At 40.1% G+C, this 12,992-nt stretch carries 13 protein-coding genes; 10 read left to right on the top strand and 3 right to left on the bottom strand.

What is annotated here, in order from left to right:
- Positions 1–72 precede the first annotated feature (72 nt).
- The 5 genes from K1F36_RS14545 (at position 73) to K1F36_RS14525 (ending at position 5,590) form a co-directional block, all read left to right on the top strand.
- Positions 73–1,392, top strand: a complete 1,320-nt coding sequence (locus K1F36_RS14545) for a carboxypeptidase-like regulatory domain-containing protein (RefSeq protein ID WP_220114495.1) — start codon at positions 73–75, stop codon at positions 1,390–1,392.
- Between the two features lie 61 nt (positions 1,393–1,453).
- A complete protein-coding gene (locus K1F36_RS14540; RefSeq protein ID WP_220114494.1) occupies positions 1,454–2,503 on the top strand; it encodes a S66 peptidase family protein in 1,050 nt (349 codons plus the stop codon).
- Between the two features lie 164 nt (positions 2,504–2,667).
- Positions 2,668–3,843, top strand: coding sequence for a YbjN domain-containing protein (locus tag K1F36_RS14535; protein ID WP_220114493.1), 1,176 nt, complete (start codon positions 2,668–2,670; stop codon positions 3,841–3,843).
- 16 nt (positions 3,844–3,859) lie between these two features.
- On the top strand, positions 3,860–4,939 hold the full coding sequence (locus K1F36_RS14530; protein ID WP_220114492.1) for a trypsin-like peptidase domain-containing protein: 1,080 nt from the start codon (positions 3,860–3,862) through the stop codon (positions 4,937–4,939).
- 135 nt (positions 4,940–5,074) lie between these two features.
- Positions 5,075–5,590, top strand: coding sequence for a porin family protein (locus K1F36_RS14525; RefSeq protein ID WP_220114491.1), 516 nt, complete (start codon positions 5,075–5,077; stop codon positions 5,588–5,590).
- Between the two features lie 67 nt (positions 5,591–5,657).
- Here the strand turns inward: K1F36_RS14525 and rocD are convergent, their stop codons facing one another.
- Positions 5,658–6,902: an ornithine--oxo-acid transaminase gene (rocD, locus tag K1F36_RS14520; RefSeq protein ID WP_220114490.1), complete on the bottom strand. Its 1,245-nt coding sequence runs from the start codon at positions 6,900–6,902 to the stop codon at positions 5,658–5,660.
- Between the two features lie 235 nt (positions 6,903–7,137).
- Here rocD and rlmD point away from each other — a divergent pair, with 235 nt between their 5' ends.
- From rlmD to K1F36_RS14500, 4 genes are read left to right on the top strand one after another with little or no spacing between them, the layout of a single operon-like run.
- Complete coding sequence (rlmD, locus tag K1F36_RS14515) at positions 7,138–8,550, top strand: 23S rRNA (uracil(1939)-C(5))-methyltransferase RlmD (RefSeq protein WP_220114489.1); 1,413 nt, start codon at positions 7,138–7,140, stop codon at positions 8,548–8,550.
- Between the two features lie 30 nt (positions 8,551–8,580).
- Positions 8,581–9,099 (top strand): DUF6452 family protein, encoded by a 519-nt coding sequence (locus tag K1F36_RS14510; RefSeq protein WP_220114488.1) that lies wholly within the window; start codon positions 8,581–8,583, stop codon positions 9,097–9,099.
- The gene (locus K1F36_RS14505) at positions 9,080–9,835 is read left to right on the top strand and encodes a DUF6048 family protein (RefSeq protein ID WP_220114487.1); all 756 of its coding nucleotides are present in this window, start codon (positions 9,080–9,082) and stop codon (positions 9,833–9,835) included. Before K1F36_RS14510 ends, K1F36_RS14505 begins: the two co-directional genes overlap by 20 nt.
- A 1-nt stretch (position 9,836) precedes the next feature.
- Positions 9,837–10,178 (top strand): VOC family protein, encoded by a 342-nt coding sequence (locus tag K1F36_RS14500; RefSeq protein ID WP_220114486.1) that lies wholly within the window; start codon positions 9,837–9,839, stop codon positions 10,176–10,178.
- A 141-nt stretch (positions 10,179–10,319) separates the two neighbouring features.
- Here K1F36_RS14500 and K1F36_RS14495 read toward each other — a convergent pair whose 3' ends face one another.
- Positions 10,320–11,483 carry a THUMP domain-containing class I SAM-dependent RNA methyltransferase gene (locus K1F36_RS14495; RefSeq protein ID WP_220114485.1) on the bottom strand — a complete coding sequence of 388 codons (1,164 nt, stop codon included), beginning with the start codon at positions 11,481–11,483 and terminating at the stop codon, positions 10,320–10,322.
- A 56-nt stretch (positions 11,484–11,539) separates the two neighbouring features.
- Between K1F36_RS14495 and K1F36_RS14490 the strand changes: the two genes are divergently transcribed.
- Positions 11,540–12,226, top strand: a complete 687-nt coding sequence (locus K1F36_RS14490) for a ZIP family metal transporter (protein ID WP_220114484.1) — start codon at positions 11,540–11,542, stop codon at positions 12,224–12,226.
- A gap of 36 nt (positions 12,227–12,262) precedes the next feature.
- Here the strand turns inward: K1F36_RS14490 and trhA are convergent, their stop codons facing one another.
- Positions 12,263–12,907, bottom strand: coding sequence for a PAQR family membrane homeostasis protein TrhA (gene trhA / locus K1F36_RS14485; RefSeq protein ID WP_220114483.1), 645 nt, complete (start codon positions 12,905–12,907; stop codon positions 12,263–12,265).
- Between the last annotated feature and the right edge of the window lie 85 nt (positions 12,908–12,992).

The raw sequence follows: 12,992 nt of genomic DNA, 5'->3' as shown, positions 1-12,992 counted from the left end.
ACGAAAAAAGCATTGATACATACCTCCTTTTTTTTGTACATTTAGTAAAAGTAACAAGGAAAAATTGCGGATATGCAATTAAGAACCCCATCAATATTTTTACCCTTACAATTCAAGGCCACATTCTTATATATAATTGTTGCCTTGGTCATGTTAGTACCTCAGTCATCCTTGGCATTTCAGCAAAACAACACCGAGCTTGATTACAACGAGTATAGTGGGGAGGTTAAGGAAGCATCGGGCAACAAGGCCCTTGTCTTTGCCACACTCACTGTAGAGGGTACAAACATTAGCACCATTAGCAATACGGAAGGAAATTTTCTTCTGAAGGTACCCAAAGAGCATGTCAGTAAAAACTTGGTAGTTTCATTTTTAGGGTACAGAACCAAAATATTGCCAATTTCAAGTCTGGAGCGTCAAGGCAACGAAATTTCTTTGGAGGTATCCGTAACCCAACTTTCGGAAATAAATATCAATGCACCTAAAAATGCAATGGCCTTGGTAAAGGAAACACTAAAGAACAGGGATGAAAACTATTTTCAGGATCCTTCCTTGATGACTGCATTTTATAGGGAAACCATAAAAAGACGTAGAAGAAACGTCTCCTTGGCCGAAGCCGTTGTAAATGTTTACAAAACACCCTACAACATTGTAAGGGAAGACGCCGTTGAACTATACAAGGCCAGAAAAAGTACGGATTACAGTAAATTGGATACTGTAGCGCTGAAACTTCAAGGAGGTCCATACAATACGCTGTACGTGGATATGATGAAGTATCCCGAGTACATATTTTCGGAAGAATCACTTACCAATTACAAATTTACTTTTGACCGTTCCGTAAGAACCAATGATAGATTAATCTATGTCATCAGGTTCAACCAGCATGAAGGAATTTTGGAACCATTGTACCAAGGGGAACTGTATATCGATGTAGAGAATAAAATTCTGACCGGAGCCGTTTTTTCATTGAACATTACCGATAGAGACCAAGCCGCACAACTTTTTGTTCGCAGAAAGCCTGCTAAAGTAGATGTTTGGCCCACCGAAGTATCCTACCGGGTGGATTACCGTGAAAAGAATGGCAAATGGCACTATGGCTACAGCAGTGTTTTTATGGAGTTCAAAGTGGATTGGGCGGACAAATGGTTCAACTCACAGTATAGTATGACTGCTGAAATGGCCATTACCGACTGGGAAACGGTAAGCAAGGACGAAAGACCAAAGTATCGTCAGCGAATCCGGAAATCGATTATCCTGAGTGATGAAGCCTCCGGCTTTTCCGACCCAGACTTTTGGGGAGAGTACAATATCATCGAACCTGAGAAGTCCATCGAATCTGCCATCAGAAAAATCCAACGACAGTTAAGACGGTCAGAAAGAAACAGTGATTAGTTCGTGTTTTTCTTCTAATTTTTGTGCATTTTTATCCTTGCGTTGCCAAAATCCAATGTAAATGTCCAAAAGAAGAAGTTTTTTAAAATCTGCTACAGTCCTTGGAGCTGCAACCCTTTTGCATCAAACAAGTTGGGGCAACGACTCCTTTGCCAAAACCAAAGTAAAGCCTAAAAAATTAAGCCCCGGTGATACCATTGGTCTTGTGGCCCCAGGTTTTGCCATAAAATTGGAGGAGCTCTATCTTGCTGTCGACACTTTGGAAAAAATGGGTTTTAAAACCTTCTATACCGACCGCATCAAAGGAAACTATGGTTATTTCAGCAATACAGATGAGGAACGGGCTGCCGATTTGAACGAAATGTTCGCAAATCCCGATATCGATGCCATTCTCTGCGCCCGTGGTGGATACGGATGTACACGCATCCTTGGTATGTTGGACTACGATGCTATCGAGGAAAACCCAAAAGCATTGATAGGGTTCAGTGATATTACGGCCTTGATCAATACCATCTACAAAAAAACAGGCCTTGTGGGATTCCATGGCCCTGTGGGCAAAACACTCGATGATGAGTACAGTCAAGCTTATTTTAAAAAGGTTTTGATGGAACCGCAAGAAACCCTGCCCATTAAAAATGCCATTTTAAAGGACCCAAAACAATACCGCAATAGCGAATACTATCGCTACACCATTACTCCCGGCGTTGCGCAAGGAGAGCTCATTGGTGGCAGTCTGACCTTGGTCACCGCCATGATCGGAACGCCTTACGAACTCGACTTTACGGATAAACTTGTTTTTTTAGAAGATGTGGAAGAAGCGCCATACCGAATGGATCGTATGTTGACACAACTTTCTGAAGTAGACAGTTTTTTAAAGGCCAAGGGGATTATCTTCGGTGTCTGCAAAGGCTGCGACCGTAAAAGAACCACTGAAAACTTTACATTGAGAGAGGTAATCATGGACAGGATAAAACCCTTGAACATTCCTGCTGTATATGGAATGAGTTTTGGCCATATTCCCCAAAACTCAACACTTCCTATTGGGATTGAAGCAAGCTTCAACGCCTATAAAAAACAACTTCGCTTACTCGAAGCCGCTGTCAGTCAATAACATTAGTCAATTGATTTACTTTACATTACCATCCAAAATAATTTGTCCTCTATCGGTTTTTTCAAAAAAAAGACGATATTAGCCATAGTATTATAGTACGACCTCACTAAAAAATACAAATCAACCTCACCCCAATCTGATTTGTAATTTCTTAACCTATAATAATGAAACATGTACTTCCTAGGTTCACAAGACCTATTAAAAGTGAGGACGACCCACTTATGGACGTTTCTTACTGGAGCAAGGCTATGGATGCCTACGATGCCAAAAACTATAAAACGGCATTGATCGAAACCATCAACTATATCAATTCAAATGTGCTTAAAGGCCATAGTATTGAAGATGAAATTCAAATTACTCAAGGTCAGGGTTCTGCTGAGATTTCCATTTCGATTACGCAAGATACCTTCACAATAAAGGCGCCTTTTGTAAAGATTACTGAACAAACAAACAAAGTTGCCCTGTTCCGGCGCGTGGCAGAAATCAATTTCAATCCGTTAACATTGGCACAAATCCATCTTAGGGACAATGTACTTTGGTTTGAATATGAAACCCCACTAGAGCTTTGTCAACCCTATAAAGTGTATGACCTATTAAGGGAAATCAGTGTTTATGCTGATAATTATGATGATGAATTCATAGAAAAATACAAAGCTGAGTTCTACAAAGAGTCAAGTATCACTCCATTATCCGAGGTAGAAAAGGAAACCGTATGGCACCAAATCAGTGATATTTTAGAAGACTACAATAATTACAGCCTCTTTTTTAAAGAGAAAAGATGGAACGACTTCCAATGGGACATTATCGTGATTTCATTGCTAAAAATCGTCAATATTCCCTGTGTCCATGGAACATTAAGGACCAAATTGGAAGAATATGTCAGTAATCTCTTCAATGGACAGATTGATTTTAACCATAGGATCGATAAAGGAGTGAACTTTATGCAAAAGCTCCTTGCCAAACCTAAAGAAGAGTTTATGGAGGATATATACCACGCCAAGACGTTGATTTCCCTCAAATGGCGTAGTTCCAACGAAATTTTGCAGGACTATGCCAAGAACTTGGAACAATATGTCAATTCTTATGTAAAGGAAAACAACAATTTGATGCTCTGCTATTATCTGCAATATTCCTTTTTAAAAATGATATACAATTACAATTTGGAGGAGCATCACCAAAATGCCATATACGATACCCTGGAAAAAGTTTCCGGTAAGGAGCTGCATGATGCCAGGCCTATTTTGCTCAATACATTCAATGCCTTTTTGAATGGCACGGCAGGTAGTTCAGGTGAAAAGAAAAAAGAAAAAAGGAGCCTCTTCTCAAAATTATTCAGCTAACCAAAAACCAAATAACGTGGAAAACATAAGAAAATCAGTTTTTAAAATAGTAACAGCTTCTGGAACGGGAAGCGGTTTTACAGTAAGCGGCCATGACCACATCATTACCAATTATCATGTGATTAAAGGAGAAAAAATAGTTGCCGTTGAAGACCATAAAAAAGATAGGCATGTAGGAAAGGTTGTTATGGTAAACCCAGAAGTGGACCTTGCCTTTTTAAGCATTGATGGATTCAAGAACGTAAATACAGATATTTCACTGCAAGAAGAAATTGTAATTGCAAACACGCAAAGAATTTTTATAAATGGTTATCCGTTTGGCATGCCCTATACCATTACGGAGGGAATCGTATCCGCCACGAGTCAACCTATGGGCAGTAGAAATTACATTCAGACCGATGCCGCGGTCAATCCCGGAAATTCCGGTGGCCCTATGCTCAATGAAGCTGGTGTACTTGTCGGGGTCACCACATCAAAATTCAATAATGCAGATAACGTGGGGTTTGGAATAAAACACATAGACTTGATAAAAGAGATGAGCGACTTTGCACTGCTTCAAAACAAAACCACCTATAACGTAAAATGTAATTCCTGCGATAACTATACAGATCAAGAATCAGAATTTTGTACCAATTGCGGGAACAACATGGATATTTCAATTTGGGAAGAGTTCGAGAAAAGCCACTTTGCCCAATTTGTAGAAAGTGCCTTGACAGATTTGGGTATCGACCCGGTTCTTGGACGTGCTGGTAGGGATTATTGGGAATTCCATCAAGGAAGTGCCCTGATCAGGATTTTCGTTTTTAAAAGAGATTACTTGGTCGCAACTTCCCCAATGAACAATCTCCCCAAACAGAATATTCAAGAACTATTGACCCACTTGTTGGAAGCAAATGTGGAACCCTATTATTTGGGTATTCATCAAAACCAAATTTATCTTTCGTACAGGGTTCATCTTTCCGATATATTCTCAGATTATGCGGACACCATCAAACAGAACCTAAAGAACCTAGCTTTAAAAGCAGATGATTTGGATAATTTTTTTGCTGATGAATATGGTTGCGAAATGTCCATAGAATCCAAAGAAGAAGTTTAGCAATTTAAAAGCATTTTTTTGTGAGATTTGGTTTGTTAAAAATTGGAATTAAAAACACAGGTCTTATTCAGTAAATAAAGAATCCATTCGTTTTTAATTCTATATTTGCCGCCGTAACATTAACTTTAATTAAATATGAAAAAGCTTTTATTAGTTGCTATTGCTGTATTAGGATTCACCTACTCATCTCAAGCACAAGAAGTTAGATTTGGAGCGACCGCAGGATATCTCAATGCACGGGGAAGTGTTAAAGCAGGCGACATTAGTATATCTGCATCGGAATCTGGATTCTATTTGGGAGCAGTAGCGGACTTTAATGTCTCTGAAAACTTCAATGTACAACCTGAACTTCTCTATGCCAACGTAGATGGTTCAAGTGGACTAATGCTTCCTATTCTTGGAAAATTTGCCATTTCAGAGAAGTTTAACCTTCAAGCTGGTCCACAATTGGTTTTCTCCCTTGAAGATTCCATTGAAAATTATAGCAGTGTAGAATTTGATATCGCAGGAGGCCTTGGATATGATATAACGGACGACTTTTTTGTTGAGGCCAGATATACCTTTCAAATCAACAACTCCTACACCGGTAGTGAAGATGTCAAAGTAAGAGGAAACTACCTTACCGTTGGATTAGGGTATAAGTTTTTATAACAAATTATAATCTATCCAAAAACAACAAGGGCGGTGATTTCACCGCCCTTTTCTATTCTTATCAATACTACTTCGTAAATTCATTCAGCGTTTTAATTATAATGGACACGCAATCCATTAACTGCTCCCGGTCCATGACCAACGGTGGTGCAAAACGAATGATATTACCGTGTGTTGGTTTGGCAAGAAGTCCATTCTCCTTTAGCGCGATACAGATGTCCCATGCAGTGGAACTTTCTTCCGTATCGTTGATTACAATAGCATTCAATAATCCTTTCCCCCTCACCTTTACAACTAAATCGCAGGAAGGGATAAACTTGTTCAGCTCCTCGCGGAACAGTTCGCCCAACTCTTCTGCATTCTGTGCCAAATTCTCCTCTTTGATTACTTCCAAAGCAGCAGTGCTTACCGCAGCGGCTACAGGATTCCCCCCAAAGGTGCTCCCATGACTTCCTGGTGTAATCACCTCCATAACATCGTCATTGGCCAAAACACCTGAAACCGGATACACCCCGCCAGAAAGGGCTTTGCCCAAAATCAAAATATCAGGTTTTACATTTTCATGGTCAACTGCAAGCATCTTACCGGTCCTGGCAATACCAGTTTGCACTTCGTCAGCGATAAATAACACATTATACTTTTCACAAAGTGCCTTTGCCTCTTTCAAATATCCTTCAGATGGGACATAGACCCCAGCTTCTCCTTGAATAGGTTCCACCAAAAAACCTGCTACGTACGGATTGCTCTTAAGTGCATTCTCCAAAGCGGTCAAATTATCGTACTCGATTTTTACAAAACCTTCAGTATATGGCCCATAGTTCTCTCTTGCCACTTCATCATTAGAGAAGGAAATAATGGTTGTTGTTCTACCATGGAAATTGTTTTCACAAACAATCACTTTAGCTTGATTCTCAGGAATACCTTTCTTCTGGTAAGCCCATCTTCTACATACCTTCAATGCAGTTTCTACAGCTTCGGCCCCAGTGTTCATCGGTAACAGCTTATCAAACCCAAAGGTTTCCGTAGCATATTTTTCATACTTTCCCAACATATCGTTATAAAATGCACGGGAAGTCAAAGTCAATGTTTTTGCCTGCTCTACCATGGCCCCAACTATTTTTGGGTGGCAATGCCCTTGGTTTACCGCCGAATAGGCAGAAAGAAAATCGTAGTATTTCTTTCCTTCCACATCCCACACATATACACCTTCGCCCTTGCTCAACACCACAGGAAGTGGATGGTAATTGTGCGCTCCGTACTTGTTTTCCAAATCTATCGCTTGCTGCGATGTTAAATGCTCTAAAACAGCCATTTCATTAAATGATTAAAATTGATAAAATAACCATTCCTACTGTACCTTTATTCTTTCGAAGTCTCGAAAAAGCAGCGTGGGAGAGAAATCATCCCTTGGAGTGCCCGCAAATTACAAATTAATTGATGAAAACGTAATTTTTCCCTGCCAGATTCCCTTGCTTTTCACCTAAAGTTTACATGCAATTTAAGAAGCTACGTTCCGTGAAATACCAAAAAGAACTTACTTTTGCGGCATGCGTAAAAACAGAAGGAGAAAAACGTTCGAAAACGTAGAGGTAATCGATGCCGGAGCAAAGGGAAAATCCGTGGGTAAGGCCCCGGACGGAAGGGTTATTTTTTTGACCAATGCCGTACCCGGTGATGTGGTGGATGTGATGACCACAAAAAAAAGAAAAGCCTATTTTGAGGGGGTTGCCACCAATTTCCATACCTTTTCAGATAGAAGAACCGAACCCGTTTGCCAACATTTTGGTACCTGTGGCGGTTGCAAATGGCAACACATGGGCTACGAGCACCAACTCTATTTTAAACAAAAAGAGGTGGAAAATAACCTAAAGCGTATTGGCAACCTAGAGTTGCCGGACACCACTCCTATTCTCGGGTCCAAGGAACAGTATTTTTACAGGAACAAAATGGAGTTCTCGTTTTCTGATAGCCGGTGGTTAACGCAGAAAGAAATCAATTCGGATGAGGAGATAGATGACAGAAATGCTTTGGGCTTCCATATTCCAGGCATGTGGGACAAAATTTTGGACATTAAAAAATGTCACCTACAACAAGACCCTTCCAACGCGATACGATTGGAAACAAAAAGTTTTGCGAACAAAAACGGACTTACATTTTTTAATCCAAGAAAACAGGAAGGACTTCTACGGACTTTGATGATACGTACATCATCAACCGGGGAAATTATGGTGCTCATCCAATTCTTTGAAGAGGATACCAAAAACAGGGAATTACTCTTGAATCATTTAAAGGAGACATTTCCAGAAATAACCGCACTGCTATACGTAATCAATTCCAAGGGTAATGATACCATCTACGATCAAGAAATCATCTGTTTTTCGGGTCGCGATCATATTTTTGAGGAAATGGAAGGTCTCCAGTTCAAGATCAACGCCAAGTCCTTTTACCAGACCAATTCTGCACAGGCATACGAACTTTACAAAGTCACTAGGGATTTTGCCGGACTCACTGGAGACGAGCTCGTATATGATTTGTACACAGGAACGGGAACCATAGCGCAGTTTGTCTCGAAAAAAGCTAAAAAAGTGGTCGGAGTTGAATCCGTGCCCGAAGCCATTGAAGATGCCAAGGCCAATGCTCTGCACAACAACATCTCCAATGTGGATTTCTATGTTGGTGATATGAAAAATGTATTCAACGATGATTTTATCGCTGCACATGGCCAACCCGATGTTATCATTACCGACCCTCCAAGGGATGGGATGCACAAACAAGTAGTTGAACAACTGCTCCAAGTGGCACCTCCAAAAATTGTTTACGTAAGCTGCAACAGCGCAACCCAGGCCAGGGATTTGGCTCTTATGAAAGAACAATACAAGGTCACCAAGGTTCAACCCGTGGATATGTTCCCACAGACGCACCATGTTGAAAATGTTGTACTTTTGGAAAAACGGGTATAATTTTTGACATAAAAACCCATATTTATCCTAATGAAGAAAATAATCCCCATCCTACTTATAACCACAATACTTTTTTATGTGTCTTCCTGTGAAAAAGACGATATATGTGTTGACGGCGATACACCGCTTTTGGTCATCGGTTTTTTTGATATTGCCGATACCACTTTAGTGAAAAATGTGGCCTCCATTAGGATTCGCAATATTGATATTGACAGTATTTTGACCAATAGTTCATTTAGTGACCGTTCCGAATCACCGGATTCGCTGCAGGTCCCATTGCGAAGTACCGCCACCACTACCATGTATCAAATTATTTCAGAATCTGCTGATGATGAGGAAACAGAGCTGGAAACGGGAAATATTGATACTTTGACAATTTCCTATGAGTTAGGGGAGGCATTTGTATCCAGAGCCTGCGGATTTGTGACCAATTACAACAATATTTCCGTTACCCTTGCCGAAGGTGCAGAAAACTGGATTCAAGATATCAAGGTTGTCGAACCCAATGTAGAAAATACTAATACTATCCATGTCAAAATATTTCATTAGCATCATAATTGGCCTCCTCCCTATTTTGGTTTTGGCACAAAGTGAACCCGTAGATCTTTCACCAAAAGATACCGTCGTTTACAAAGACCCATATGGACTACGGGTCGGTGCGGACATTAGCAAATTGGTACTTTCTTTTGTTGATGAAGATTATACAGGACTAGAATTAGTAGGTGATTACAGGCTGACCCGAAAACTATATCTGGCAGCTGAAATTGGCAACGAGACCAAAAAACAGGATGAAAACCTGAACAACACTATTCTTTACGACTATGAAACTTCTGGAAGTTATATAAAAGCAGGTGTGGACATGAATACCTACACCAACTGGTACGGTATGAACAATGCCATCACCATTGGTGGTCGCTATGCCGTGGCAAGCTTTAGCCAAACGCTTAACAATTATAGTCTTTATGAGACCAACCAGTTCTTTAATCCCGAGTTTTTACCTGGTGAAAATCCCAATAGAGAATTTAGCGGACTGTCGGCCTCTTGGCTCGAATTTGTTGTGGGCACCAAAGTGGAACTTTTTGCCAACATTTTTGTGGGGATGAGTGCACGACTGGGATTTCTTGTGACCAATTCTGAAGACGAGCAATTTCCAAACCTATGGATTCCAGGATTCAACAAGGTAACGGACGGAAGTAATTTTGGGGTAAACTACAACTACTCTATCAGCTACTTTATTCCCCTTTACAAAAAGGACAAAAAGAAATCGGAAGAAAACGGCCAATAACATGAAGACTACGCCAATCGATTATATCGAGTTCAAGTCCACCGATATTGAACAGACCAAAATATTTTACTCCAATACCTTTGGTTGGACCTTTACCGATTACGGACCCAACTATACTGCGTTTTCCGGAAGTGGGGTTGCGGGTGGTTTTGAATTGACTACAAAACCTATTGTGAACGGAGTACTTGTTGTACTGTATCACGAAAATCTTGAGGAAATACAGAGGCGTGTAATTAGTGCAGGAGGAATAATCAGTAAGGAGATTTTTGAGTTTCCAGGCGGCAAGAGATTCCATTTCACCGATTCTTCCGGTAACGAACTTGCCATTTGGTCAGAAAAGTAAAAGGAGCCTCTGAGGACTCCTTCCACAAAATTTGGTTGAGTTAGTTAGTTGTGTTCTAAACACATCTCCAAATCTAACTAATTCTTTTGTTTTCCACCAAATCTATTTTTAGAGAAATCGCAATTTTTATTTGATTCGCAACTAATTCTCTTCACTGAATTTGGCCTTTTTACTTCCCTCGTAAATTTCATACTTTACCAGTCTCGACTCCAATTTACCGTTAAAAGTTTTAATTTTTTTCGATGTTTTTAGACCAATATGTTTTAAGGCTTCCAAATTTGATGTAATAAGCCAAGCATCGGTTCCAGGGTAAATCTGTTTAAACGTGTCCCCTATTTTCCCATAAAAGATTTCCATATCAATGGGCAATCGTTCACCGTAAGGAGGGTTGAACAGCATGTGCAGTTTTCCTTCAAGTGGCTTATCAACCTTAAAAAAGTCTTTGCGTTCCACGGTTATATAATCCGACAGGTTGGCATGGTCCACGTTCTCTTGGGCTTTCCTTACAGCTGAGGGAGCTTTATCGTACCCAATGATTTTGTAATTAAACTCACGGACTTTTTTTAAGCTCGCGTCCACAATTTTCTGGTACAGGTCGGCATCATAATCCTTCCAATGCATAAATGCATAGGACTCCCTATTAATGTTCGCCGGTATATTGCAGGCAATCATAGCTGCTTCTATCAGAAAAGTTCCACTCCCGCACATGGGATCAAAAAAGTTGGATTGTCCGTCCCATCCGGTTTTAAGCAACAGGCCTGCGGCCAAAACCTCATTGATAGGAGCAATATTCGTTAGAATACGATATCCCCGTTGATGGAGGGAATTCCCCGAACTGTCCAAAGAAACCGTACAGGTGTTGTTATAAATATGGATATTGATTCTAATATCCGGATCTTGGGTCTTTACATTCGGACGCTCGCGAACTATCTCCCTAAACTTATCCACAATGGCATCTTTGGCCTTTAAGGACACAAACATTGAATTATCAAAAACCTTGGTACTAGTTACACTATCAATAGCAAAGGTTTTCTCCACATCGAAGATACCGGCCCAATCCAATTCATAAATATGTCTGTATAGATCCTTTTCGTTGAATACCCGAAATGTTTTGATGGGTCTAAAGACTCTTAAGGCCGTCCTAAGGCACAAGTTCGCCTTGTACATAAAACCGGTATCCCCCTCAAAAGATACGTTTCTAACACCTTCTTCAACATTGCTGGCCCCGAGATTACGGAGTTCTTTGGCCAAAATTGGCTCGAATCCGTAAAGGGTCTTGGCCATCATTTTAAAATTTCCTGCCATGTTCCTGTAATTTCTTTCCGCAAAAATAGACTATTTTTACTCCCTTGATTTAGAGCATGAATTTTCCTTCAAGTATTATCTACATTATTCCGATTTTGGCCGTTTGGTCCGGCTTTGCCTTTGTATGGTTTACAAGGCCCTCCAATAACGACAATATCAAATTACTACTTGCCTTTAGTGGGGCTTTCCTCTTGTCGCTAACCTTTTTTGAGCTATTACCTGAGGTTTATGATGGCCATGAACCTAAAACAATAGCCTTGTATATCCTAGGGGGTATCCTTATGCAGGTTTTTCTGGAATTTTTTTCGAAAGGAGCCGAACACGGTCACATGCATGTTCACCTAAAAGAGAACAAGTTCCCCATCCTATTGTTCGTAAGTCTATGTATACATGCTTTGATAGAAGGCGTACCAATACATAATAATGATTCAATACTCTATGGAATAATCATACATAAGTTACCTATTGCTATTATCTTGAGTATCTTTTTGATCAACTCCAAGATGAAGATATCCGCTACCTTATTATTTATTGCCGTTTTTTCCTTGATGACACCTTTGGGCAGCTTTATTTCCACATCTCCGTGGGTTTCGGATTACGGACACTTATTCACTGCTTTGGCCATTGGGGTTTTCTTCCATATATCAACCATAATTTTGTTTGAAAGTGACCAAGGACATGTATTTAACCTTCGAAAAATATTGGTAATTATCTTAGGAATCGGAATCGCTTACTTGGTGTAATTAGTCGATTTTGTAAACCTTCCTTTTGATTAGCCGTTACCCAACATTATTTATTAGATTATTTACCAATAACCAATGAGATATCGCTCCTCCTAGGACAAAAAAATGCCATATCAAATGATTGTACGGTATCCTTTTTACGGCGTAGAACAGTATTCCGATTGTATAAAAAGCTCCGCCAACAGCAAGGTATAGCAATCCAGATGAGGACATATACTCCAATAAATATGGCAGATCTATTACAATCAGCCAGCCCATCACTCCATAAAGGACCAGCGAAAAAACCTCAAATCTGCCCGTAAAAAATATTTTAAGTACCGTTCCGAACAGCGCAATACCCCATACCAAATAGAACAATAGCCATCCTTCGGATGGTAATAAAACGGACAGGCATACGGGAGTATAGGTTCCTGCAATCAAATAGTATATACTGATATGATCCAGAATCCTGAGTTTTTTCTTCAATTTTGGATTTTCCACGGCATGATAGATTGTTGAGGCCGTAAACAATAAGAGTAAAGAAGCTACATAAACAGTGATACCACCTTTCATGAAAGGCATTGCTCCCAAGTCACTTTCGAATAAAAGGATTCCTCCTATAGCCGCCAGTACGATGCCCAGTGCATGGGAATATGCATGCAATTTTTCTTCAAGTAAAACAGGGTTGGTTTGGGAGTCCAATGGTATAAGTTATATCTACATTTTGCAGTGGTAAAAATACCTTATATAAAAACAAAAAAGGCCCTTCACGTTTGTGAAGGGCCTT

It is taken from the genome of Flagellimonas abyssi (assembly GCF_019457905.1).
Taxonomy (GTDB): domain Bacteria; phylum Bacteroidota; class Bacteroidia; order Flavobacteriales; family Flavobacteriaceae; genus Flagellimonas; species Flagellimonas abyssi.
The sequence above is the reverse complement of the archived record's forward strand: the minus strand, read 5'-3'. Positions and strand labels throughout refer to the sequence as shown.

Coding starts and splice junctions, on each gene's coding strand:
- K1F36_RS14495 (WP_220114485.1), bottom strand. CDS start 11,483: ATGGCAGGAAATTTTAAAATGATGGCCAAGACCCTTTACGGATTCGAG.
- rlmD (WP_220114489.1), top strand. CDS start 7,138: ATGCGTAAAAACAGAAGGAGAAAAACGTTCGAAAACGTAGAGGTAATC.
- K1F36_RS14540 (WP_220114494.1), top strand. CDS start 1,454: ATGTCCAAAAGAAGAAGTTTTTTAAAATCTGCTACAGTCCTTGGAGCT.
- K1F36_RS14525 (WP_220114491.1), top strand. CDS start 5,075: ATGAAAAAGCTTTTATTAGTTGCTATTGCTGTATTAGGATTCACCTAC.
- K1F36_RS14505 (WP_220114487.1), top strand. CDS start 9,080: ATGTCAAAATATTTCATTAGCATCATAATTGGCCTCCTCCCTATTTTG.
- K1F36_RS14500 (WP_220114486.1), top strand. CDS start 9,837: ATGAAGACTACGCCAATCGATTATATCGAGTTCAAGTCCACCGATATT.
- K1F36_RS14490 (WP_220114484.1), top strand. CDS start 11,540: ATGAATTTTCCTTCAAGTATTATCTACATTATTCCGATTTTGGCCGTT.
- rocD (WP_220114490.1), bottom strand. CDS start 6,902: ATGGCTGTTTTAGAGCATTTAACATCGCAGCAAGCGATAGATTTGGAA.
- K1F36_RS14545 (WP_220114495.1), top strand. CDS start 73: ATGCAATTAAGAACCCCATCAATATTTTTACCCTTACAATTCAAGGCC.
- K1F36_RS14535 (WP_220114493.1), top strand. CDS start 2,668: ATGAAACATGTACTTCCTAGGTTCACAAGACCTATTAAAAGTGAGGAC.
- K1F36_RS14510 (WP_220114488.1), top strand. CDS start 8,581: ATGAAGAAAATAATCCCCATCCTACTTATAACCACAATACTTTTTTAT.